Here is a 22,493-nt window from a genome sequence, read left to right on the forward strand (position 1 = left end):
GGCCCGCACCGCCATCAGGACCCGCACCCCCATGAGGACCGCCGCGCGGACCGTCCCGGGAAGCGGAACCGCCGCCGGAGCAGCGGTGGGGCGGCCATGAGGCGCTGGCTGGCGCTGCTGGCGGCCGCGACCACCTCGCTCGTCCTCTTCGCCCTGCTGGTCCCCCTCCTGCTGCTGGTGCGGACGGCCGCCGAGAGCGGTGCCGTGGCCCGGGCGAGCGGCGAGGCCGAGTCGATGGCCGTCGCCGTCGGCACGGCGGGTGCGGCGGGCACCGTCGATGCCGAGACCCTCCACCTGACCGCGGAGCGGGCCGCGCACCCGACCACGGTCTTCCTCGGTGACGGCCGCGTCCTCGGCGCCCGCGCGGAGAGGTCCGCCGCCGTCGAGCTGGCCGCCCGCGGGCGCAGCGTCACCGCCGCGGTTCCGGGGGGCCGGGAGATCCTGGTCGCGGTCCAGGGCGCGCCCGGCGGCACGGCGGTGGTCCGGGTCCTCCTCCGCGACGACGAGCTGACCGGGGGCGTCGCCCGGGTGCAGGCGGGCCTGCTGGTGCTCGGGCTGGCGCTGGTCGGGCTGGGCATGCTGGTCGCCGACCGGCTGGCCCGCGCGATGACCCGGCCGGTCTCGTCCCTGGCGGGGGTGTCCCACCGGCTCGCCGCCGGCGACCTCGCCGCCCGGGCCGTCCCCGGTGGTCCTCCCGAGGTCCGCGCGGTCGGCCTCGCGCTCAACCATCTCGCCGAGCGCATCACCGGGCTGCTCGCCGAGGAGCGGGAGAACGCGGCCGACCTGTCCCACCGGCTCCGCACGCCGCTCACCGGGCTGCGGCTGGAGGCCGAGTCGCTCTCCGATCCGGACGAGGCGGCCAGGGTCGAGGCCCGGGTGGACGCGCTGGAGCGGGCGGTCACCGCGGTGATCGAAGAGGCCCGGCGGCGGTCGCGGGACCGCGCGGAGTGCGACGCGGTCGCGGTGGTCGGGGACCGGGTGGCGTTCTGGTCGGTGCTCGCCGAGGACCAGGGCCGCACCGTGGAGCTGGACCTGTGCCCCGGCCCGCGCACCGTCGCGGTCTCCGCCGGTGACCTGGCCGCCTGCGTGGACGCCCTGCTCGGCAACGTGTTCGCGCACACCGACGAGGAGACCCCCTTCGGCGTACGGCTGGCGCCGGCGCCGGGCGGCGCCCTGCTGACCGTCGACGACGCCGGACCGGGGTTCGGCACGGCCGACCCGCTGGGGCGCGGCGAGAGCGGAGCCGGGTCGACCGGCCTGGGTCTGGACATCGCACGCCGTACCGCCGAGTCGTCGGGCGGTGCGCTCGACCTCGGCGCCTCCCCCGCGGGCGGTGCGCGCGTCACCCTGTTCCTGGCCGGAAGCGGACCTTTAGCCGGTTCTTAGCGCGGCCCTATCCGAGGCCGCGGAAGTCTGGAGCCATGAAGAAGACACACCTGATCGCCAGGATCACCCTCGCCGCCGCCGGAACCGCCGCCCTGCTGGGCACCGTCGCCGGCACCGCCCTCGCCTCGGGCGCCACCACCACCACCGCCACCGCCGCAGGAATCGCGACGGCCGCCGCCCCCGCGGCCGTGGCCCCCGCCGCCCCCGTCTCGTGCGCCAAGGCCGTCAGGATCGCGAAGAAGCGCGTCCCCGGCGCCCGCGTCAGCGAGGTGGAGCGGGAGTGGGAGCACAGCCACCGCGTCTGCAAGGTGGAGCTGGAGAAGGGCCGCTGGGAGTACGACGTCTACGTCTCCCAGCGGACCGGGAAGATCGTCAAGTTCAAGCGGGAATGGGACGACTGACGACGGGCCGGCGGGTGCGGGAGGTCAGCAGGCCTTCAGCACCCGCTCCATCGCGTCCTTCTCCGCGGGGGTCACCCAGAGCTCGTACTTGACCTTCACCTGGATCTGGCGCGTGACGTAGGGGCACCGGTAGGCGCGGCGCGGCGGCAGCCAGGTCGCCGCGTCCGCGGCGCTCTTCTGGCCGTTCAACGGGCCGTCCACCGCCAGCAGGTTCAGCGGGTCGTTGGCCAGTTGCCTGCGCTCTTCCTTGCTCAGCTGCCGGGCACCCTTCTGCCAGGCGTCGGCGAGCGCGACCACGTGGTCGATCTGCACCGCCATGCTGGTCTTCTGCCCGCGCTCGAACTCGATGGTCCTGCCGCTGTAGGGGTCGCGGAGGGTCCCGGTGAGCACGATGCAGTCCTGGGTGCCCTTCTTGAAGGTCTCCCCTTCGAGGTCGCGCTTGAGGATGTCGTTACGGGTGTCGCACCCGTTGTGGTCGACGTCCGCCCAGGCGGGCCCGAACTCGTCCCGGTCGAAGCCGGTCATCGGGGCGCGGCCCTTGACCTCGAGCTTCTTCAGGTCCGCCAGGGCCTCGGAGGCCGGCTTCCCGCCTCCGGCCGGGGACGGGTCGCCGAGGGTGTCGCCGGCGGGCCCGCAGCCCGCCAGCGTCAGTGCGACCGCCGCGACCACCACACCCGTGGCGCTCCGACCCAGCCCTGCCCGCATCCTGTCGCCACCTCTCACGGGGTACGGCTACCCCGAAGTGGCAAATCTACTCAATGCCAGCGCAAAAGCCTTGTCCCACCCTCGGCGTACGGCTCCGCATACAATCGGACGGTTCCATGAACAGACGGACGGATCCACACGTGACCGGACGGATCCCCCATCCGGCCGTCCGGCCGGCCCGGAACCGGGGTCCGGGCCGCGTGCCGCCGTCCGGGCGGTCAGTCCGTTCAGGCACCGCCGCGACCTTCGGACGCCGCCGTGTCCGTTCAGACGCGGCCGTAGGAGTCCTCGAGCCGCTCGATGTCGTCCTCGTCGAAGTGGCCGAAGGCGATCTCCAGGATGCGGATGGCCGGTCCCGAGGAGCTGAGACGGTGGGTCTGGCCCGCCCGGATGAGCACCCGGTCACCGACCGAGGGGGTGATCCGCTCCCCGTCGATCTCGAAGACCGCGCCCGGGTCCAGGGCGACCCAGAGCTCGTCCCGGTGCTCGTGCCGCTGCAGGCTGAGCCGCTGGCCGGGCGCCACATCGATGATCTTCACCGTGGTCGGCTCGTTGAGCGTGTAGCGCTCGAATCCACCCCAGGGACGCTCGTCCCGCACGACCGCTCCGAGCCTGTCGACTTCCAGCAAGATGTCCTCCGTCCGCTCCGTCTCGTCACAAGAACTCTCGCACGCGTCCGTGACGGATGAGCGGTGTTCACGCAACCGGATGATTAAGAGTAAGGGCTTTCCGCCCGAATGGATCTCCGGCCCAGGCGGCCCGCCACCGGAAGATCTCTGGCCGGACCGCCCCCCGCCGGGACGCCTCCCGGCTCAGGTGGTGAGGATCCCGCCGTCCACGGGGATCACCGCTCCGGTGACGTACGACCCGGCGTCGCTCGCCAGGAACACCGCCGCGGCCACCAGCTCGGCGGGGTCCCCCGCGCGCTTCATCAGGACGCGGTGCTCCAGCTGCCAGGCCAGATAGCCCTCGGCGTACTGCTCGGTCATCTCCGAGGCGAAGAACCCCGGCTCCAGGCAGTTGACGCGGATGCCGCGCCGCGAGGTCCACTGCTGGGCCAGGTCCCGGGTGAGCCCGACGACCGCGGCCTTGGAGGCGCTGTAGGCGGCCTGCGGCAGGCCGGCCGTGGTCTCCCCGAGGATGCTGCCGATGTTGACGATCGAGGACCCGGGCCGCATCACCCGGGCGCAGGCCTGCGCCATCCAGTAGGTGCCGTGCAGGTTGATGTCCACCACCTGGCGGAACTGCTCGGGCGTCTCCTTCAGCGCGGGCACCGCCGTACCGACGCCGGCGTTGTTGATCAGGACGTCCACCGCGCCCAGTTCGGCGACCGCCGCCTCGACGAGGGCCCGGCAGTCCTCGGGCCTGGTCACGTCGGTGGCGACCGCCACGCACCGGCGGCCGGTCTCCTCGACCAGGCGCCGGGTCTCCTCCAGGCGGTCCTTGCGGCGCGCGCCGATCGCGATGTCGGCGCCCGCCTCGGCCAGGCCGCGCGCGAACGCGACGCCCAGCCCGGAGGAGGCCCCCGTGACGACGGCGACCTTGCCGTCCAGCCGGAACCGGTCGAGCATTCGATCCTCCTGACCTGCGGAACACGACACCGAATGATGTTCTGGAGCTGGAGAAGCATACCGCCCGCGAGGGAGCCCCTCGCGGGCGGCACACCGTCTTCTCCCGCGGAACGCCTACAGGCCGTACTCCCGGGTGATGCGCTCGTGGCGCTCGGCCTCGACGCCGACCTCCCTGGCGAGGTCCAGCCAGGCCAGCGGGTGCGTCCAGCGCTCGGTGGCGTCGTCGAGCACCGCGTCCAGCTCGACCGGGGTGACGTTCGGCGGGATCGCGATCCAGCCGAACACCCCGGGCAGGGGCTCACCCGTGCTCGGGTGGGTCACGGTGTAGTCCTCGTCGCTGTAGACCCACATCGGCCAGCCGCGCTCGGCCATGACCTCGTTGAACTCGGTCCACTCGGCCTCGGTGGGGGCCGCGCCGTCGAAGAACCAGCTGGTGTAGCCGCCGGGGCGGAGCATGCCGACCGCCGCGAACGGCGGGATGAAGCTCTCCTGCTCCTCCGGGCTCTCCGGCACGGGCTCCAGCAGCGCCGGGTCGAAGACGACCAGGTCACCGGCGTTGTACTCCAGCCCCGGGGGCTGCGGCATCGCCAGGCGGGCCGTCGCGGGTCCGGTGCGCACGCTGACGACCGCGCGCTGGCTGCCGTCGGGGGCGGGCAGGACGATGCGCACCAGGCCCATCTCCTCCTCGATCGGCCCCTCGGTGGACTTCAGCGGCATGCCGATCTTCGCGGCGCCGGCGCGGACGGTCTCCCAGTCCTCGGCGGCGGTCGCCATGGTGATCATGCGCCAGACGTCCTCGGCCTCGATCTCCTCGGAGTCGAGGATCTCCCGCAGGATCCGGGCGCCCTTGGCGTTGTCGTCGAGCTGCTGCACGGCGGAGGCCCACAGGCGGCGCGCCTCGATGCCCGCACCGGCCGCCACGGCCGCCTCGCCCTCGGTTGCCGCCTGCTCCCAGCGCTCCCGCGCGCGGTGCAGCCGGGCCAGGGCCAGATGGCGCTGGGCGGCCGGGAGCCGCTCGGCCATCTGCTCCAGGCGCTCGTCCTGGCGGGCCTCGACCAGCAGGCCGGTGATGAAGGAGACGTCCTGCTCGTCGGCGGTCTGGATGTCGCCGGACTCGACCAGCATGTCCCAGTAGATGTCCGCGCCCCTGGCCGGGTAGCCGAGGAAGCCGATGGTGGTGGTGTGCCGGCGGGTGGCCTCCAGGTCGCGGCCGGAGAGCGGGGCCAGCCAGCCCACCCAGCGCTCGGGGTCGGCGTTGAAGCCGTCGGCGGCGTCGAAGTAGCCGACGAGCTCGTCCTGCGGACCGGGGGCCGGGAGCGGGGTCACCGCGTCGGCCGCGGCGCGCAGCGCGGCGATCCGGTCGGCGACGGCCGACGGGTCCTTCAGCTCGGCGGCGGCGGACTCGGCCAGGTCGGCGAGCATCCGGGCCTGCCAGACGCCCTGCCGGGCCACGGCCAGGTCACCGGCGACCAGGGCCAGTTCGATCCGGGACCGGTAGGCGCCCATCACCGCGAAGTAGTCGATCCACTGCTTGAGGACCCGACCGAGCTGCCAGGTGTTGGTGATCTGCGCGGAGCCCGCGAGCAGGAGCACGGCACGCGACCACTCGACCCAGACCCGGGGGTGGTCGCCGACCACGTCGAGGTCGGGCAGGGCCTGCACGGCCTCCGCCTCCCGGCCCAGGGTGGCGAGCACCAGCGCGCGCAGCACGCCTTCGCGGTGCGCCTTGGCGACCGGGTCGTCGGGCTTGAATCCGGTGGCGGCGTCCAGGGCGGTCAGCGCGTCCTGCGGGCGGCCGGCGGCGAGCAGCGCCCGCACGGAGGCCGCCCCCAGCTCCCAGCTCGCCTCGCGACCGGCGGAGCCCAGCCGCTCCACCGCCGCCTCCGCGTGGGCCACGGCCTCCACCGCGCGCCCGTCGTCCACCAGGGCCGCGACGTACTGCTCGGAGAGGGCGGCGAAGGCGAGCGATCCGGGCTCGACCTCGGCGGCGGCCAGGGCCTCCAGCCGCTCGGCCGCGTGTCCGGCGCCGTCGGTGTTGGCCTGCGCGATCACCAGCGCCTCGACCGCGCCGGGGGCGGCCGGGCAGTCGCGGACGTCCTCGCGGCGGGCGAACTCCACCAGGGTCCGCGCGTCGTCGAGCGCGACCACGCCCTGCGCGCGGTTTCCGATGCGGCCGATCAGGTGCCAGTAGCGGGCGTAGAACTCGAGCCAGGGCAGCTCCAGCTTCTCCGCCTCCTGCGCGATGGCCGGCGCCAGCACGTCGAGCTGCCCGTACCGGCCCTCCAGCGCCTGCGCGGGCACGCTGCCGATCGCCATGGCCAGACCGGTGTTACCGGCTTCGTGCAGTTGCCGCTGGGTGTCGCCCACCCAGGCCCAGATGTCCACGTCCATGGGACGTCAGTCTGCCAGCTCGGGGGGGATGACCCAAACGAACCGGCCGCCCGGCGGCCATCCCGCGACCGTCCCGCGACCGTCCTGGCCTCGCCGAACAGGCCGGCGGCCGTCCCGCGACCGTTCCGGTCTCGCCGAGCGGATCGGCGGCTATCCCGCGACCGCCCGGGCCTCACCGAGCAGATCGGTCAGCTCCGCCGACTCCGCCTCGTCCAGCACCGCGAAGGCGGGCGCCATCAGCCGGTCGGTGAGCTCCTCGGCCCGTGCCCGGGCCCCGGCGAGCTCCGGGCCGGGCACCGGGTACGGCTCCGGCCACTCGAAGAAGCGCGCCATGGCCTCCCCCGGCATGTCGCCCAGCGGGGACTCGTGCGATTCGAGCAGCATGGCCTGCAGCGGGGTCAGCCCCTCGGCCAGCACCGCCACCGCGTGCAGACCGCCGCGCAGTTCGCGGAGCACGTGCATGAGCTGGGTCGCCCGGGCCGGGGCGTCGTCCGGCAGGGGCACGGCCCGCCACCCGGCGAAGAGCGGGGCGCCCGCCACCTCCGCCTCGGCGGCCACCCGCTCCAGCAGCTCCGCCAGGCGGGCGGCTCCGTCGAAGGAGCCGAGCCGGCGGCGGCCCCAGGCGTGGCAGGCCTCCGCGTAGAGCTCCACCGCCTTGTCCACCGGCAGCGACCGCCCGGCCTCCCAGTTGGCCCGGACGTGCCCGGCGGGGAAGAAGGCCACGGCGGAGCGGACCACGTCCGCGTCCACCTCGCCGAGCACGCCGCACCGGCCGCGGAAGTACATGGCCCGCCCGGCCAGCCCGGCCCGCTCGCTCACCGCCTTGGCCTCGCGCGAGATCATGAAGCCGCCGCCGAGCTTCCCGATCGCCGCCTTGGCCGCCGCCGCCGTCGCCTGTGAGTCCACCATGGCACCCCTCCTGGGTTCATCGAAGGAACCCAGGATGACTCACCAGAACAACACTCGGCAAGTCCCGATCAGAAGGAGAGCTCTCCGGAGGCCACGAGGACGGCGGGACCGGCCAGATGGCTGGTCCGCCCGTCGAGGGTGACGGTGACCGTGCCGCCGAGCACCTCGACCTCCCAGCTGCCCGTGCTCTCCCCTGCCAAATGCGCGGCGGCCACCGCCGAGGCGACCGCGCCGGTCCCGCAGGACCGCGTCTCCCCCGAGCCGCGTTCGAAGACCCGCATCACGATCCGGCGCGGGCCCACCGCGTTGATCAGCTCGACGTTCACCCCGTGCGGGAAGGCCCCGGGGTCGAACCCGGGCCGGCGGGTCAGGTCGAGACCGGCCACCGGGTCGCCGATGACGCAGGCCAGGTGGGGGTTGCCCATGTCGACGCGGAGCCCGCCGTACTCCCGCCCGGCCACGGTCGCCCGGCTCTCACCCAGCACCCGGGGCGGGCCCATGTCCACCGCCACGTCACCGGTCTCCGCCAGCCGCACCCGCCTGACGCCCGCCCGGGTGGCCACGGCGAACTCGCCGGCCTCCGCCAGACCGGCGTCGACCAGGTAGCGGGCGAAGACCCGCGTACCGTTGCCGCACATCTCGGCCAGGCTGCCGTCGGCGTTGCGGTAGTCCATGAACCACTCCGCCTCGTCCGCCTGGTCGGCCACCTCCGGGCTGAGCTTGGTGCGCACCACCCGCAGCACCCCGTCGGCGCCGATCCCCGCCCTGCGGTCGCAGATCGCCGCCACGAGGGAGCCGGACAGATCCAGCTCGCCCTCCGGGTCGGGGAGGATGACGAAGTCGTTCTCGGTGCCGTGGCCCTTCACGAAGCGCATGCCCTCACCCTATCCACGCCCCGAACCCCGCCCCGACGGGCTCCGCCGGTCCCGCAACCGGGCCTGGGACCGGAACCGGGACCGGGTCGGGACCGGGTCGGGACCGAGCCAGGGCCAGGGCCAGGAACCGGGACCGGGACCGGGACCGGGACCGGGACCGGGACCGGAAGCCGGACCCGGGGCGCGCCCCACCGGTCCCGCCGCTCACCGGCGGACCTGCGCCAGGGCCCGTTCCAGGAGATCGGGGGCCTGCTGGGGGAGCCAGACCACCCGGGGGTCGCGGCGGAACCACGACTCCTGCCGGCGGACGAACCGGCGCGTCGCCCGGACCGTCTCCTCCCTGGCCTGCTCCTCGGTCCACTCCCCGGCCAGGAAGCGCAGCACCTGGGCGTAGCCGAGCGCACGACCGGCGGTCCGGCCCTCGGCCAGGCCCCGCCCCGCCAGCTCCCGGACCTCCTCCACCAGCCCGGCCCGCCACATGCGGTCCACCCGGAGCGCGACCCGCTCGTCCAGCACGGGCCTGGGCACCTCGACGCCGAGCTGCACGCTGTCGTAGACCGCGTCGTAGGAGGGCATCGAGGCGGAGAACGGCCTCCCGGTCAGCTCGACGACCTCCAGCGCGCGGACGATCCTGCGGCCGTTGCTCGGCAGGATCGCCCCGGCCGCCTCCGGGTCCAGGCCGCGCAGCCGCTCGTGCAGCGGAGCCGGGCCGTGCGCCTCCAGCTCGGCCTCCAGCCGGGCCCGGATCCCCGGATCGGTGCCGGGGAACTCCAGGTCGTCGAGGGCGGCCCGCACGTAGAGCCCGGACCCGCCGACCAGGATCGGCACCACCCCCCGGGCCAGCAGGTCGTCCATCAGCGGCCGCACCCGCTCCTGGTACTCCGCCACGCTCGCCGTGCGCCGCACGTCCCAGACGTCCAGCAGGTGGTGCGGGACCCCGCGCCGCTCCTCCATCGTCAGTTTCGCCGTGCCGATGTCCATGCCCCGGTAGAGCTGCATGGAGTCGGCGTTGATCACTTCGCCCCCCAGTTCCAGGGCGAGATCGACGGCGAGATCGGACTTTCCGGCCGCCGTGGGACCGACGACGGCGATGACGGGTAGCTGAGGCACGGGATAAGTGTCCCAACACCGGGAAGGGTCTGCGGATGGCGGCGCCCGCGACGGCGCACCGCCGCATCCGACCAGCAGTCACAGGGGGATCGCCATGTCCGTCTTCGACCGTGGCAAGGACCTGATGGGCGAGCACTCGGACAAGATCGAGGAACTCGCCGAGCAGGGCATCGACAAGGGTGAGCAGGCCGCCGGGCAGAGGTTCGCCGGGCACGAGGAGCATGTCGGCATGGCCGCCGACAAGGCCAGGGAGATGGCCGAGGGCATCGACGGCCGGACCGACCCGGCTCCGGACGCCCGGAACGCACCGGAGGCCGGGCAGAACGGCTGACCTCCGGCGGGGCCGTCCGGGCGCGCCCCGGACGGCCCCGCGCCCGGCTCCGGGCTCCCCGCGCCCTCGCTCCGGCCTCCGGGCTCCGGGCTCCCCGCACCCCCGCTCCGGTCTGCCGGCCCCCGGCCCGGGCCGTCACCCGGCTCCCGGCCCTCCGAGTGCTCAGTCCCAGTCGAGCGTCGGCTGCAGGTAGCCCTCCAGGGTCAGCAGCCACCGCTTGGACTCCACGCCCTCTCCCCCGCTGAACCCGCCCAGTCCGTTGCCCGCCACCACCCGGTGACAGGGCACGATGACCGGGACCGGGTTGGCGCCCATGATCGATCCGATGGCCCGGGCCGGCACGCCCGTCCCGCTGCGCGCGGCCAGCTCGCCGTACGTCACCGCGCGGCCGTACGGCACCGTCTCGTGCAGCGTGCCGAGGACCGCGCGCTGCACGGGGGTGGTCAGCCGCCAGTCGACGCGGGCGGCGAAGACCCGCAGCTCCCCCGCGTAGTAGGCGGCCAGCTCACCGAGCACGGGAGCGGTCCGCTCCGGGTCGTCCGCCTCGGTCAGGCCGGGCCGGTCCAGCAACCGCGCCCTGAGCCGGCCGTCGTCGCCCCAGCACACACCCGCCACGCCGTCCCCGGTGACGGCGACGGACATCTCGCCGAGCGGGGTCGGCGCGCTTCCGAAGGCCACGGTTCCTAGCATTGAGATCATGTCCCTTCGCGAGCTCGTCGTCCTCGGCACCTCCAGCGCGGTCCCCACCCGACACCGTAACCACAACGGCTACCTGCTGCGCTGGGACGGCCAGGGCTTCCTGTTCGACCCCGGCGAGGGCACCCAGCGCCAGATGCTCCACGCGGGCACGAGCGCCCACGACATCACCTGGATCTGCGTCACCCACTTCCACGGCGACCACTGCCTGGGCGTGCCCGGGATCGTCCAGCGCATCGCCAGGGACGGCGTCGAGCATCCCGTCCAGGCCGCCTACCCGGCGAGCGGAGAGACCTACTGGCGCCGGCTGCGCCACGCCGCCGTCTTCGCCGACACCTCCGTGATCGCCGAGCGTCCCGTCTCCGGACCGTCCGCGTCCTTCGACGCGGGCCCGGTCACCCTCACCGCGCGCCCGCTCTCCCATCCCGTCGAGTCGTACGGCTACCGCGTCGACGAGCCGGACGGCCGCCGGATGCTCCCCGAGCGGCTGCGGGAGCGGGGCGTCCACGGCCCCGCCGTCGGCGAGCTCCAGAGAACCGGTGCGGTGACCGCGCCGGACGGCTCCACCGTGCGGCTGGATGAGTGCAGCGAGGTCCGCCGCGGGCAGAGCGCCGCGTTCGTCATGGACACCCGCCTGTGCGACGGGGTGTTCGCGCTCGCCGAGGGGACGGACCTGCTGGTGATCGAGTCGACGTTCCTGTCGGCGGAGTCGGAGCTGGCCGCGCGGTACGGCCACCTCACCGCCGGGCAGGCCGGCCGGGTGGCGGCCGAGTGCGGGGTCCGCCGCCTGGTCCTGACCCATGTCTCCGAGCGCTACGGCACGGACGACGAACCCCGTTTCCTGGACGAGGCCCGCGCGGCCTTCGGCGGTGACGTCGTCCTGGCCCACGACCTGCTGCGGGTGCCCGTGCCCGGGCGCGCCTGACCCTCCCGTCCGGCGCCGGGCGTCAGGCGCCCCGCGACCGGAGCCCGGCCACGATGTAACCGACGCCGTAGGGGGCGTCGTGGTAGAGGACCTCCCCGCTGAACGGGCCCCCTGTCCCGGCTGCGGCGGCGAGGACGTGGAAGGCCGCCCGGCCCGCGACCCAGAGCTCCGCGGCCTCGGCGGGGTCGAGGTCCGGCGCCTCTCCCCGGGCGAACGCGCCGGCGATCTCCTCGTCGTACGGCCGCGCGCGGGTGTCGAGGTAGCCCGGCGACTTCTCGGTCAGGCGGGCCGAGCCGTCGCCCATGACCAGCATCGCCACTCGCCCGGCCCGGTCCGCCAGACGCCTGCCCAGGGCCGCGCACTCCTGGCGGGAGGCGTCGAAGGGCACCGCGTGGAACGCGGCGGCGGCCAGGCCGCCCGCCTCCAGCAGCCGGCGGCCGATCGTCAGCGAGAGCGGCAGGACCGGCTCGCCCGCACCGGTCCGGACGTCCACTCCCCAGGGGGCGAGGCCCCCGGCGGCGTCGGGCCCGTGGTCCGCGGCCTCGTCGGCTCCGCCGACGACCACGACGGCGTCGGGCCGCGCGTCCCGCAGGCCGTCCACGGCGACCGCGCAGGCCTCCCGGAGCCCGTCCAGCTCACCGGCGGCGGCCCCGGCCAGTTCGGGGACCAGCAGCGGGGGGTGCGGGCAGACGGCGGCGGCGACGAGCACGCCGCCAGACTAGCCCACAGCGGTTCGCCCGTTGAGCCCCGCAGGGCGCGACCGGCGGGATCCGCGCCGGTCCAGCCCGCGGAGCGCGCACCTGATCGCCCGCGGGACCCGCGCCGGTTCAGCCCGTGGGGCCCTGCGGGGCGACGAAGCCGGGGGCGCCGTCGGAGCGCGGGTCGGTGTAGCCCTCCTCGCCCTGCTGGGACGGCGTGCCGCTCTGCTTCTCCCGGGCCGGGGTGGAGGGCTTGGCGCGCGAGGCGCCGGAGTCCCCGCCGGAGGTGCTCGCGGTCGAGCCGCCCGAGCCCGACCCGGCGGAGCCGGCGGAGGAATCACCGGAGGACCCGCCGGACGATCCGCCGGAGGCGTCCTCCTCCGTCCCACCGGAGGCGTCCTCCTCCGATCCGCCGGAGGCGTTCTGGTCCTGGTCCTCACCGGCCGGCGCGCCGTCCTCGCCGGCGGGCTCCTGCCGCTCGTCCTTTCCGGCCCCGGGCGACTGCGGCACCGAGACGGAGCCGCCCTCGTCGCCGGAGGAGGCGAAGGTGTAGGCGGCGACGCCGCCCACCAGGAGCACGGCCGCGGCGGAGGCGGCGGCTATGGCCAGGCCGCGCCTCCCCCCGGGGGCCGGGGCCCGTCCGCGGCCGGATCCGCGCCGGGATCCGCGGCCGGGACCGGTGAGGGTCTCCGCTTCCTCCCGCTGTTCGGGACGGTCGGGGGTGGAGGGGACGTGCATTCGACAACTCCCTGCGGTTCTCGGGGAAACCTCCACGGCTTCCGCGGGTGCCGAATCACACTAGCCACAGCAGGGAAATGCTCGCGCCGCAACCACACAATGATCACGACTTGTCATCTTTTCCGCGGACCCGCCCGAACCCGCCCGCGAGGCGGACCCGTACCGGCCCCTGGGAGGCGGAGGCGGGCCCGCACCTCCGCTCCCGGAACCGGGGCCGTACCGGCCCACGGGAGGCGAAGGCGGGCCCGTACAGCCTCAGGAGCCGATGGAGCAGCCCGGGGTCTCCTGCGCGACGGGGGCGGGCCGACCGATCGACGGCATGCCCAGCATGACGCCGGAGGCGGCGCCCGCGGGCGCGGACCGGCGGGCCTCCCAGGCGTCGCCCGCGCGGGTCCGGCGGAGGCTCAGCGCGGGCCCGTCGGCCACCAGGTGGTGCGGTGCGGCATAGGTGACCTCGACGCGGACCATGTCACCCGGGCGCGGGACCTCGTCACCCGGGACGAAGTGCACCAGGCGGTTGTCGGGGGCCCGGCCGGACAGGCGGCGGGTCGCCTCGTCCTTGCGGCCCTCGCCCTCGGCCACCAGCACCTCGAGAGTCCGGCCGACCTGCTTCTTGTTCTCCGCCCAGGAGATCTCGTTCTGCAGCTCGACCAGCCGGTCGTAGCGCTCCTGCACGACCTCCTTGGGGATCTGGCCGTCCATCGTGGCGGCGGGCGTGCCCGGCCGGATGGAGTACTGGAAGGTGAAGGCGTTGGCGAAGCGCGACTCCCGCACCACGTCCAGCGTGGCCTGGAAGTCCTCCTCGGTCTCGCCGGGGAAGCCCACGATGATGTCGGTGGAGATGGCCGCGTCCGGCATGGCCGCGCGCACCCGCTCGATGATGCCCAGGTAGCGCTCGGCCCGGTAGGAGCGGCGCATCGCCTTCAGGACCCGGTCGGAGCCGGACTGCAGCGGCATGTGCAGCTGGTGCATCACGTTGGGCGTCTCGGCCATGGCCGCGATGACGTCGTCGGTGAAGGCCGCCGGGTGCGGGCTGGTGAAGCGGACCCGCTCCAGGCCCTCGACGTCGCCGCAGGCCCGCAGGAGCTTGCCGAAGGCGAGCCGGTCGCCGAACTCGACGCCGTAGGTGTTGACGTTCTGGCCCAGCAGGGTGATCTCCAGGACGCCCTGGCCGACCAGGGTCCGGACCTCGGCCAGGACGTCTCCGGGACGGCGGTCCTTCTCCTTGCCGCGCAGCGAGGGCACGATGCAGAAGGTGCAGGTGTTGTTGCACCCGACCGAGACCGAGACCCAGGCGGCGTAGGCGGACTCGCGCTTGGTCGGCAGCGTGCTCGGGAAGGTCTCCAGGGACTCCTTGATCTCGACCTGGGCCTCCTGCGCGATGCGCGCGCGCTCGAGGAGGACCGGCAGCGAGCCGATGTTGTGCGTGCCGAACACCACGTCGACCCAGGGCGCCCGGCGGACGATCTCGCCTTGGTCCTTCTGCGCCAGGCAGCCGCCCACGGCGATCTGCATGCCGGGGTTGTCGGTCTTCGCCGGTCGCAGGTGGCCGAGGTTGCCGTAGAGGCGGTTGTCGGCGTTCTCCCGGACGGCGCAGGTGTTGAACACGACCACGTCGGCCGTCTCCCCCTCGGCCGCGGGGACGTATCCCGCGTCCTCCAGCAGGCCCGACAGGCGCTCGGAGTCGTGCACGTTCATCTGGCACCCGTAGGTACGAACCTCGTACGTGCGGGCGCTCTCCACGGTGACAGTCATCTCAATACACAAGGGTAGGCGCTTCTCCGACCTCGCGGAGCCCCCGATCATGCCCGCTCCACCCGTCTCGCGGGGGTGTTCGGGCAGGTCGTGACCGGATCGGTACCGCAGGGTTAGCACGGGGTGCCCTTCACCGAATTACGTTGTCCTCCATGACGGAGAACGGGGACGCGACTCCTCTTGTCGTGCTCGAAGGGGTCAACAAGCACTTCGGCAGCCTCCACGTGCTGCGTGACATCAACCTCACGATCTCGCGCGGCGAGGTGCTGGTCGTCATCGGCCCCTCCGGAGGGGGCAAGTCCACGCTGTGCCGGGCGATCAACCGGCTGGAGACCGTCGACGGCGGGACGATCACGTTCGACGGGCAGCCGCTGCCCGCCGAGGGGAAGGCGCTGGCCAGGCTCCGCTCCGAGGTCGGCATGGTGTTCCAGTCCTTCAACCTGTTCGCCCACAAGACGATCCTGGAGAACGTCACGCTCGGGCCGATCCGGGTCCGGGGCGTCGCCAGGGCGCAGGCCGAGCAGCGCGGCATGGAGCTGCTGGAGCGGGTCGGCATCGGCAGCCAGGCGTCGAAGTACCCGGCGCAGCTGTCCGGCGGCCAGCAGCAGCGCGTGGCCATCGCCCGCGCGCTGGCCATGGACCCCAAGATGATCCTGTTCGACGAGCCGACCTCGGCGCTGGACCCGGAGATGGTCCAGGAGGTGCTCGACGTCATGGTCGGCCTCGCCCGTGACGGCATGACGATGATGGTCGTCACCCACGAGATGGGCTTCGCGCGGCGCGCGGCCAACCGCGTGGTGTTCATGGCCGAGGGGCAGATCGTCGAGGAGAACACCCCCGACGAGTTCTTCACCGCCCCCAGGACCGACCGGGCCAAGGACTTCCTCTCCAAGATCCTGACGCACTGACCGTCTCCCGGGCAGGCTGTTCATTCCGACGACGACGAAGAAGAGGAAACGGAACATGCGAGTAATGCGTATCGGTGCGGCGATCGCCGCGGCGGGTGCGCTCACCCTGGGCCTCGCGGCCTGCGGGAGCGACAGCGGCGGCGGCGGTGGCGACACCACGGCCTACACCACGGTCGTCGACAAGGCCAAGGGCGCCAAGAAGCTGGTCGTCGGCACCAAGTGGGACCAGCCGAGCCTGGGCCTGAAGACCGGCGCCGAGCCGGAGGGCTTCGACGTCGAGGTCGCCAAGTACGTCGTCAAGGAGCTCGCGGGCGGCGCCGACGTCGAGATCGAGTGGAAGGAGTCCGCGTCGTCCAACCGCGAGGCCTTCCTCGCCAACGGCACCGTGGACATCATCTTCGCGACCTACTCGATCACCGACAGCCGCAAGGAGAAGGTGACCTTCGGCGGGCCGTACATCGTGGCCCACCAGGACGTCATGGTCCGCGCCGACGACACCAAGATCACCAAGCCGCAGGACCTGGCGGGCAAGCGCATCTGCCAGGCGGCCGGCTCCAACTCCTACAAGCGGATCACCGACCCGCCGCCGGACGGCGAGCTGGACCTGGACGCCCAGCTGGTGGGCGCCGCGACCTATTCCGAGTGCGTGCAGAAGCTCGGCGGCAACAACCTGGACGCGGTGACGACCGACGACCTGATCCTGGCGGGCTTCGCCAAGCAGGCCGGCGGCGGCTTCAAGATCCTCGGCCAGCCGTTCACCGACGAGAAGTACGGCGTCGGCCTGAAGAAGGGCGACACCAAGACGTGTGAGGCCGTCAACGCGGCGATCACCAAGATGTACCAGGACGGCACCGCGCAGAAGCTGTTCGACAAGTGGTTCGCGGGAGCCCAGGGCCTCAAGCCCCCGACGGCCGCCCCGCAGTTCGAGCCCTGCGCGTAGTCCGGCCTCACGTGGCGGCCGGTGACCCCGCTGGGGGCACCGGCCGCCGCCGTCTTCGCTGTGGAGCACCATGAATGACCTGATCAAGTACGGCCCGGCCCTCGCCGAGGGCTTCCTGGAGAACGTGAAGCTCTCCGTGATGTGCGGGGTCCTCTCGCTCATCCTCGGCACGGTCCTGGTGTCGATGCGCGTCTCACCGACGCCCGTCCTGCGCGCGGCCGGGACCCTCTACGTCAACATCGTGCGGAACACCCCGCTCACCCTCGTGCTGGCCTTCTCCGCGCTCGGGCTCAGCGACACCCTGGGGCTGACCCTCTCCCAGACGCCTAGCACCAACTCGTTCTGGCTGGTCGTGCTGGGCCTGTCGATCTACACCGCCTCATTCGTCTGCGAGGCGCTGCGCTCGGGCATCAACACGGTCCCGCTCGGGCAGGCCGAGGCGGCGCGCGCCATCGGGCTCACCTTCCTGCAGTCGCTCCGGCTGATCATCCTGCCGCAGGCGTTCCGCACGGTGATCGCCCCGCTCGGCAGCGTGATCATCGCCATGATCAAGAACACCACGGTCGCGGTCGCGGGAGGCTACCTTGCCGAGTCGGCGTTCGTCATGAAGGACACCTTCGACGACACCGGAGCGTCGATCCCCATCTTCCTCGGCCTCGCGGTGGCCTTCATGGCGTTCACCCTGCCGATCGGCTTCCTGACCGGCTGGCTGGGCCGGCGGCTGGCGGTGGCCCGATGAGCACCTCGGTCCTCTTCGACGTGCCGGGCCCCCGGGCCCGCGCGCGCAACGCCGTCTACACGGTCGCCGCCCTGGCCGCGATCGCCGCGCTGCTGTACTTCGTCTACGCCAAGTTCGACGAGAAGGGCCAGTGGGAGGGCAGGATCTGGGAGCCATTCCTGCGGCCGGAGACCTGGACGACGCACATCCTGCCGGGCCTGCTCGGCACGTTGAAGGCGGCGGGGCTGGCAGCGGTCCTCGCGCTCGTCTTCGGCGCCGTGTTCGGCCTGGCCCGGCTCTCCGACCACGCATGGATCAGGATCCCCGCGGGCGTGGTCGTGGAGGTCTTCCGGGCCATCCCGCTGCTGCTGCTGATCTTCTTCATCTTCTACCTGGCGCCCAGCGTGATGGGCGGCGGCGACTACGCCTTCATGGCGGTGGTCGCCGGACTCACCCTCTACAACGGGTCGGTGCTGGCCGAGGTGGTCAGGGCGGGCGTGCTGTCGGTGCCCCGGGGCCAGTCCGAGGCGGCCTACGCCATCGGCCTGCGCAAGAACCAGGTCATGCGGATGGTCCTGCTGCCCCAGGCGGTGACCGCGATGATGCCGGCGATCGTGAGCCAGCTCGTCGTGCTGCTCAAGGACACCGCGCTGGGCTACATCATCGCCTACGTGGACCTGCTCAACACGGGCTTCAAGATCCTTCCGGCGGTCTTCTTCGGGTCCCTCATCCCCGCGGCGATCGTCGTCGGGGTCATCTACGTCGGGCTCAACATGGCGCTCAGCGCCCTGGCGACCTGGCTGGAGAAGCGCAGCCGGCGCAGCCGGAAGACCTCCGCCGCCCCGGTCGCCCCGCCCGGCGCGGTGGGCGTGCCCGGAGGCGGCGTCTCCGCGGTGGACTGACCCGGCCGAGGGCGGGCGGCCGATCAGGCCGCCCGCCCCCCGCCTCCGGTCGGACGCCTCCCCGCGGTCTCCGCCGCCCCCTCGCCTCCGGCTCCCCATCCGGACGCGTCCCGCCTCACCGCGATCTCCGGCCCGGACGCGTCCCGCCTCTCCCCGCGGTCTTCCGCCCCTCGCCTCCGGCTCCCCATCCGGACGGGACGGCGGATCCGGGAACGTCCGAACGTCATACCGGCGACACGCGACGTGTTATCGGGCAGGATTACGGCATGCCCGCAGAGCGTGATCTCCTGCCGTACGCCGCCTGGCCCTCCCCCGTCTCCACCGCCGACGTCGCCCGCTCCGGGCTGCAGCTCGCCTTCCCCGCCGTGCTCGGTGACGAGGTGTGGTGGACCGAGGACCGCCCCGCCGAGGGCGGGCGGACCACGATCATGCACCGGGGCGCCGACGGCGTCCGCCGGGAGCTGCTGCCCGCGCCGTGGAGCGCCAGGACCCGCGTCCACGAGTACGGCGGGCGGTCCTACGCGGTGGTCCCCGGCGAGGGCCCCGGCGGGGACCCCGGTGAAGGCACAGGCCGGAGCGTCGTCTTCGCCAACCTGGCCGACCAGCGCCTCTACCTGCTGACCCCCGGCGCCGAGCCGCGGCCGATCACGCCGGAGCCGGAGCGGGAGGCGGGGCTGCGCTACGCCGACCTGACCGTCCGCGACGGGCAGGTGTGGTGCGTCCAGGAACGGCACGACGGCGGCTCCGACAGCGGTGACGGCGACGGCAAGGTCAGCCGGTCGATCGTCTCCGTCCCGCTGCACGGCGGCGCCGAGCCCCGCGAGCGGGTCTCCGGGAGCGACTTCTACGCCTCCCCCGTGCTGTCCCCCGACGGCGAGCACCTGGCCTACATCTGCTGGAACCACCCGCTCATGCCGTGGAACGGCACCGAGCTGCGGATCACCCGGCTGGCCGACGGCGCCTCCTGGACCGTCAAGGGCGGTGTCACCGAGTCCGTGCTCGCCCCGCAGTGGCGCGACGACCGGCACCTCTACCTGGTTTCCGACTGGTCGGGCTGGTGGAATCTCTACCAGGTCGGGATATTCGGCACCTCCCCGCAGGCGATCCACCCCGCCGAGGAGGAGTTCGCCGGACCGCTGTGGCAGCTCGGCGGCTCGCCGTACGCCGTGCTGGACGACGGGCGGCTCGCGGTCCTGCACGGACAGGGGGAGCTGCGGCTGGGCCTCCTCGACCCGGCCGACGGCACGCTGACCGACCTCGACGTGCCCTACGACGGCTGGCTGCCCGCCCTGGCCGCCGACGGGCGCACGCTCGCCGGGATCGGGTACGGCCCGGCGATTCCCCAGTCGGTCGTCCGGGTGGACACCGTGACCGGTCGGGTGGAGGGGCTCCGGCGCGACGTCGACGAACTGCCCGACATCGCCTACCTGCCGGTCCCGCGCACCGTGGAGATCGAGGGGCGGTTCGGCCGCCGGGTGCACGCCCACGTCTACCCGCCGTCCAACCCGGAGGCCCGCGGCGACGGCCCGCCGCCGTACGTCGTGTTCGTCCACGGCGGCCCCACGGGTTACGGCTCGACGGCGCTCGACCTGAAGAAGGCGTTCTTCACCAGCCGCGGCATCGGCGTCATCGACGTCAACTACGGCGGCTCCACAGGGTACGGCCGCGCCTACCGCGAGCGGCTGCGCGGCCAGTGGGGCGTGGTCGACGTGGAGGACGCGATCGCGGCGGCCGAGTGGCTGGCCGAGGAGGGCCTGGCGGATCCGGCGCGCATCGCGATCCGGGGCGGCAGCGCGGGCGGCTGGACGGTCATGGCGGCCTGCGCGCGCTCCGGCGCCTTCGCCGGGGGCGTCTCATACTACGGGGTGAGCGCCCTCGGCCCGTTCGCTGAGACCACCCACGACTTCGAGTCCCGCTACATCGAGTGGCTGGTCGGCCCCTCCGACCCCGCCCTGTACGGCTCCCGCGAGCCCCTGGGGCAGGTCGCCGGGGTGACCTGCCCCATGCTGCTGCTGCAGGGCCTCTCCGATCCCGTGGTCCCGCCGGCCCAGTCGGAGGCGTTCGCCGACGCCCTCGCCGAACGCGGGGTGCCCTGCACGTACCTCACCTTCGAAGGCGAGTCCCACGGCTTCCGCCGCGCCGAGACCCGCAGTGCGGCGCTCGCCGCCGAGCTGGCCTTCTACCAGCAGATCTTCTTCGCCTGACGGCCCTCGCCTCCTTGACTCCCCCGACCCCTTCCACCCTCCACCCGATCCCCGCTCCGGCCCCTTCCACCCTCCACCCGATCCCCGCTCCGGTCCCGTCCCGGGCCTCTCCACCCGGACGGCCCCGGAGTCTCCCCGCCTGAGCCGCCCCGACCCTCTTCATCCGGACGGCCCCGAAGCCTTACCACCTGAGCCGCCCCCAGCCCTTCCGCCCGAACGGTCCTGCGGCGGTCACGTCGGGGCGGCCCCTCCGCACACCGCCCCGGCGCCCGGGGCGGTTGACTCGTTCCCGCATGCCTTCTATGGTTCATTAGTGAAGTAATGAACCATAGAAGCAGGTGCCATGTTCGATGACCGGAGCCCGATCTATCGGCAGATAGCCGACCGCATCAAGGCGGACGTGCTGAGCGAGGCGCTCAAGGGCGACGAGCAGGTCATGTCCACCAACCAGTACGCCGCCTTCTACCGGATCAACCCGGCCACGGCGGCCAAGGCGTTCCAGCAACTGGTCGAGGAAGGCGTCCTCTACAAGAAACGAGGTATCGGCATGTTCGTCAGCCCGGACGCCCGGGACGCGCTCAGGGCAGAGCGCAGGGAGAACTTCTTCACCGACGTGGTCGACCCGATGGTCGCCCAGGCCAAGACCGTCGGCATCCCGCTCGGCGACGTGATCGAGCGCATCAAGCAGCTGGAGGAGCGATGAGGATCGACGTCGAGGGCCTGGTGCTGCGCTACGGCGACGTCACGGCGCTGGACGGGCTGACGCTCAGCCTGGAACCCGGGAAGATCTACGGGCTGCTCGGCCGCAACGGCTCGGGCAAGACGAGCCTGCTCTCGGTGCTGGCCGGCTTCCGCAGGCAGACGGCGGGCGACGTGCGGATCGACGGGCGGCCGGTGTTCGAGAACGGGTCCGTCACCGGCCGGATCAGCCTGATCCGGGACACCGGCGAGACCGTCGACATCGGCAGCGCCGAAGACGCGATCTTCTTCGCCGAGTGGCTCCGCCCGGACTGGGACGGCGATTACGCCCGCTCGCTGCTGGACCTGTTCGGGATCGACCCGAAGAAGAACGTCAAGGAGATGTCCAAGGGGCAGCGCTCGGCGGTGGGCGTGGTGATCGGCCTGGCCGGCCGGGCGCCGCTGACCATGTTCGACGAGTCCTACCTGGGCATGGACGCCCCCTCCCGGCAGGCGTTCTACGACGCGCTGCTCGCCGACTACATCGCCCACCCCCGCACGATCGTCCTCTCCACCCACCTCATCGAGGAGGTGAGCTCGCTCTTCGAGGAAGTCGTGATCATCGACAGGGGCCGGCTGGTCGTGCACGAGGAGAGCCAGGCCCTGCTCTCCAGGGGGACGGCCGTGACCGGGCCCACCGCGCAGGTCGACGCCTTCACCGCCGGGCTGACCGTGCTCGGCGCCAGGCAGCTCGGGCCGACGAAGTCGGCGATGCTCTACGGCGACCTCGACGACGCCCGGCGCGGGGAGGCCGCCGCGTCCGGGCTCGAGCTCGGCCCGATCGACCTGCAGGACCTGTTCATCCACCTGACCGGAGGCTCCGGAACCTCCGGGGCCGAAGCACCCCCCGCCGCAGAGCTCCGCACCGGAGAGACCCGATGAGATTCCCCACCCGGCTCCTCGCCGCCCACTCCTACTTCGCCCTGCTGCTGTTCGCCGCCTACGTCGTGGTCGTCGCCGTGATCGCGGTCGGCGTCGACGTCTTCGGCACGCTCAACCGGAGCGCATGGGAGGCCGCCGTCCAGCTGCCCCGGTGGTATGCCCTGTTCGTCGGGGTGGCCCTGATCCGGGAGTACCTGCCGCTCTACCTCGCGCACGGGCAGACGCGCCGCCAGTTCGGCGCGCAGGCCGCCGTCACCATCGCCCTGTTCGCCCCGTTCCTGTCCGCCCTGATCACGGTCGGCTACCTGCTGGAGACCCTGCTCTACGGCCTGGCCGGCCGCCCGCAGGTGATCGACCGGGTTCACCTGTTCACCGAGCCGACCCAGGTGCCGCTCGTCTTCGCCGAGTACCTGGTCGAGTTCGTCGCCTGGATCGTGGCCGGCGCCTTCATCGCGGCCGGCTTCTACCGCTGGCAGGGCGGCGGGCTGCTGCTGATCCCGGTCGGCGTCGGCCTGTGGATCCTCGTCGAAGGAGCGATCGGCAAGGAACTGCGGCTGCCTTTCATCGGGGACCGCCTCTCCGGCCTCTCCGCGGATCTGCCACAGTCGACGGGCCTGGCACTCGGCGTGGGCCTGGGCGTCTTCGTGTTCGGCCTCGCGGCGACCTGGGCGATCATCCGCGACGTGCCGCTGCGCAACCGCTAGCGGGGA

Annotated in this window: 23 protein-coding genes; 12 read left to right on the forward strand and 11 right to left on the reverse strand. The window is 73.1% G+C overall.

The features are described 5' to 3' along the window. Positions 1-96 precede the first annotated feature (96 nt). Both IEZ07_RS16990 and IEZ07_RS16995 read left to right on the forward strand, forming a co-directional pair. Positions 97-1,386: a sensor histidine kinase gene (locus tag IEZ07_RS16990; protein WP_191895646.1), complete on the forward strand. Its 1,290-nt coding sequence runs from the start codon at positions 97-99 to the stop codon at positions 1,384-1,386. A 35-nt stretch (positions 1,387-1,421) separates the two neighbouring features. Further along, complete coding sequence (locus IEZ07_RS16995; protein WP_191895647.1) at positions 1,422-1,787, forward strand: PepSY domain-containing protein; 366 nt, start codon at positions 1,422-1,424, stop codon at positions 1,785-1,787. A gap of 24 nt (positions 1,788-1,811) precedes the next feature. On the opposite strand, the gene IEZ07_RS17000 is transcribed toward IEZ07_RS16995, so the two are convergent. From IEZ07_RS17000 to miaA, 7 genes are all read right to left on the reverse strand, one after another. Further along, complete coding sequence (locus IEZ07_RS17000; protein ID WP_191895648.1) at positions 1,812-2,492, reverse strand: HNH endonuclease family protein; 681 nt, start codon at positions 2,490-2,492, stop codon at positions 1,812-1,814. Between the two features lie 266 nt (positions 2,493-2,758). Further along, positions 2,759-3,121: a phosphomannose isomerase type II C-terminal cupin domain gene (locus IEZ07_RS17005; protein ID WP_229798036.1), complete on the reverse strand. Its 363-nt coding sequence runs from the start codon at positions 3,119-3,121 to the stop codon at positions 2,759-2,761. Between the two features lie 183 nt (positions 3,122-3,304). Beyond that, entirely contained in the window at positions 3,305-4,063 is a 759-nt protein-coding gene (locus IEZ07_RS17010) for an SDR family NAD(P)-dependent oxidoreductase (RefSeq protein ID WP_068896908.1), read from the reverse strand. A gap of 114 nt (positions 4,064-4,177) precedes the next feature. Then, positions 4,178-6,454 carry a tetratricopeptide repeat protein gene (locus IEZ07_RS17015; protein WP_191895649.1) on the reverse strand — a complete coding sequence of 759 codons (2,277 nt, stop codon included), beginning with the start codon at positions 6,452-6,454 and terminating at the stop codon, positions 4,178-4,180. A gap of 150 nt (positions 6,455-6,604) precedes the next feature. Beyond that, on the reverse strand, positions 6,605-7,363 hold the full coding sequence (locus tag IEZ07_RS17020; RefSeq protein ID WP_239320050.1) for an SCO6745 family protein: 759 nt from the start codon (positions 7,361-7,363) through the stop codon (positions 6,605-6,607). 68 nt (positions 7,364-7,431) lie between these two features. Beyond that, a complete protein-coding gene (gene dapF / locus IEZ07_RS17025; protein WP_191895650.1) occupies positions 7,432-8,238 on the reverse strand; it encodes a diaminopimelate epimerase in 807 nt (268 codons plus the stop codon). Between the two features lie 204 nt (positions 8,239-8,442). Further along, complete coding sequence (gene miaA, locus IEZ07_RS17030) at positions 8,443-9,348, reverse strand: tRNA (adenosine(37)-N6)-dimethylallyltransferase MiaA (RefSeq protein WP_068896912.1); 906 nt, start codon at positions 9,346-9,348, stop codon at positions 8,443-8,445. Between the two features lie 94 nt (positions 9,349-9,442). On the opposite strand from miaA, the gene IEZ07_RS17035 reads away from it, so the two are divergent. Continuing rightward, the gene (locus IEZ07_RS17035) at positions 9,443-9,679 is read left to right on the forward strand and encodes an antitoxin (RefSeq protein ID WP_068896913.1); all 237 of its coding nucleotides are present in this window, start codon (positions 9,443-9,445) and stop codon (positions 9,677-9,679) included. Positions 9,680-9,841: 162 nt separating this feature from the next. Here the strand turns inward: IEZ07_RS17035 and IEZ07_RS17040 are convergent, their stop codons facing one another. Continuing rightward, positions 9,842-10,357: a methylated-DNA--[protein]-cysteine S-methyltransferase gene (locus tag IEZ07_RS17040; RefSeq protein ID WP_239320053.1), complete on the reverse strand. Its 516-nt coding sequence runs from the start codon at positions 10,355-10,357 to the stop codon at positions 9,842-9,844. Positions 10,358-10,376: 19 nt separating this feature from the next. Here IEZ07_RS17040 and IEZ07_RS17045 point away from each other — a divergent pair, with 19 nt between their 5' ends. After that, positions 10,377-11,300, forward strand: coding sequence for a ribonuclease Z (locus IEZ07_RS17045; protein WP_191895652.1), 924 nt, complete (start codon positions 10,377-10,379; stop codon positions 11,298-11,300). A 22-nt stretch (positions 11,301-11,322) separates the two neighbouring features. On the opposite strand, the gene IEZ07_RS17050 is transcribed toward IEZ07_RS17045, so the two are convergent. From IEZ07_RS17050 to miaB, 3 genes are all read right to left on the reverse strand, one after another. Continuing rightward, a complete protein-coding gene (locus IEZ07_RS17050) occupies positions 11,323-12,009 on the reverse strand; it encodes a class III extradiol ring-cleavage dioxygenase family protein (protein WP_191895653.1) in 687 nt (228 codons plus the stop codon). A 118-nt stretch (positions 12,010-12,127) separates the two neighbouring features. Further along, the gene (locus IEZ07_RS17055; RefSeq protein ID WP_191895654.1) at positions 12,128-12,736 is read right to left on the reverse strand and encodes a hypothetical protein; all 609 of its coding nucleotides are present in this window, start codon (positions 12,734-12,736) and stop codon (positions 12,128-12,130) included. A 255-nt stretch (positions 12,737-12,991) separates the two neighbouring features. Continuing rightward, positions 12,992-14,491 (reverse strand): tRNA (N6-isopentenyl adenosine(37)-C2)-methylthiotransferase MiaB, encoded by a 1,500-nt coding sequence (gene miaB, locus IEZ07_RS17060; RefSeq protein WP_068896918.1) that lies wholly within the window; start codon positions 14,489-14,491, stop codon positions 12,992-12,994. 152 nt (positions 14,492-14,643) lie between these two features. Here miaB and IEZ07_RS17065 point away from each other — a divergent pair, with 152 nt between their 5' ends. The 8 genes from IEZ07_RS17065 to IEZ07_RS17100 all read left to right on the forward strand — a co-directional run bounded on the left by IEZ07_RS17065 (position 14,644) and on the right by IEZ07_RS17100 (position 22,487). Beyond that, entirely contained in the window at positions 14,644-15,399 is a 756-nt protein-coding gene (locus IEZ07_RS17065; RefSeq protein WP_191895655.1) for an amino acid ABC transporter ATP-binding protein, read from the forward strand. Positions 15,400-15,454: 55 nt separating this feature from the next. Beyond that, the gene (locus tag IEZ07_RS17070) at positions 15,455-16,339 is read left to right on the forward strand and encodes a glutamate ABC transporter substrate-binding protein (protein WP_191895656.1); all 885 of its coding nucleotides are present in this window, start codon (positions 15,455-15,457) and stop codon (positions 16,337-16,339) included. Positions 16,340-16,409: 70 nt separating this feature from the next. Further along, the gene (locus IEZ07_RS17075; protein WP_191895657.1) at positions 16,410-17,078 is read left to right on the forward strand and encodes an amino acid ABC transporter permease; all 669 of its coding nucleotides are present in this window, start codon (positions 16,410-16,412) and stop codon (positions 17,076-17,078) included. Further along, the gene (locus IEZ07_RS17080; RefSeq protein WP_191895658.1) at positions 17,075-17,959 is read left to right on the forward strand and encodes an amino acid ABC transporter permease; all 885 of its coding nucleotides are present in this window, start codon (positions 17,075-17,077) and stop codon (positions 17,957-17,959) included. Before IEZ07_RS17075 ends, IEZ07_RS17080 begins: the two co-directional genes overlap by 4 nt. Positions 17,960-18,225: 266 nt before the next feature. Then, positions 18,226-20,163 (forward strand): S9 family peptidase, encoded by a 1,938-nt coding sequence (locus IEZ07_RS17085; protein WP_191895659.1) that lies wholly within the window; start codon positions 18,226-18,228, stop codon positions 20,161-20,163. Between the two features lie 343 nt (positions 20,164-20,506). After that, entirely contained in the window at positions 20,507-20,866 is a 360-nt protein-coding gene (locus IEZ07_RS17090) for a GntR family transcriptional regulator (RefSeq protein WP_068896924.1), read from the forward strand. Continuing rightward, on the forward strand, positions 20,863-21,783 hold the full coding sequence (locus IEZ07_RS17095; protein ID WP_191895660.1) for an ATP-binding cassette domain-containing protein: 921 nt from the start codon (positions 20,863-20,865) through the stop codon (positions 21,781-21,783). The genes IEZ07_RS17090 and IEZ07_RS17095 overlap by 4 nt, the downstream gene beginning before the upstream one ends. Then, complete coding sequence (locus IEZ07_RS17100; protein ID WP_191895661.1) at positions 21,780-22,487, forward strand: hypothetical protein; 708 nt, start codon at positions 21,780-21,782, stop codon at positions 22,485-22,487. Before IEZ07_RS17095 ends, IEZ07_RS17100 begins: the two co-directional genes overlap by 4 nt. Positions 22,488-22,493: the final 6 nt, after the last annotated feature.

The organism is Planomonospora parontospora (assembly GCA_014647935.1).
Lineage (GTDB): Bacteria > Actinomycetota > Actinomycetes > Streptosporangiales > Streptosporangiaceae > Planomonospora > Planomonospora parontospora.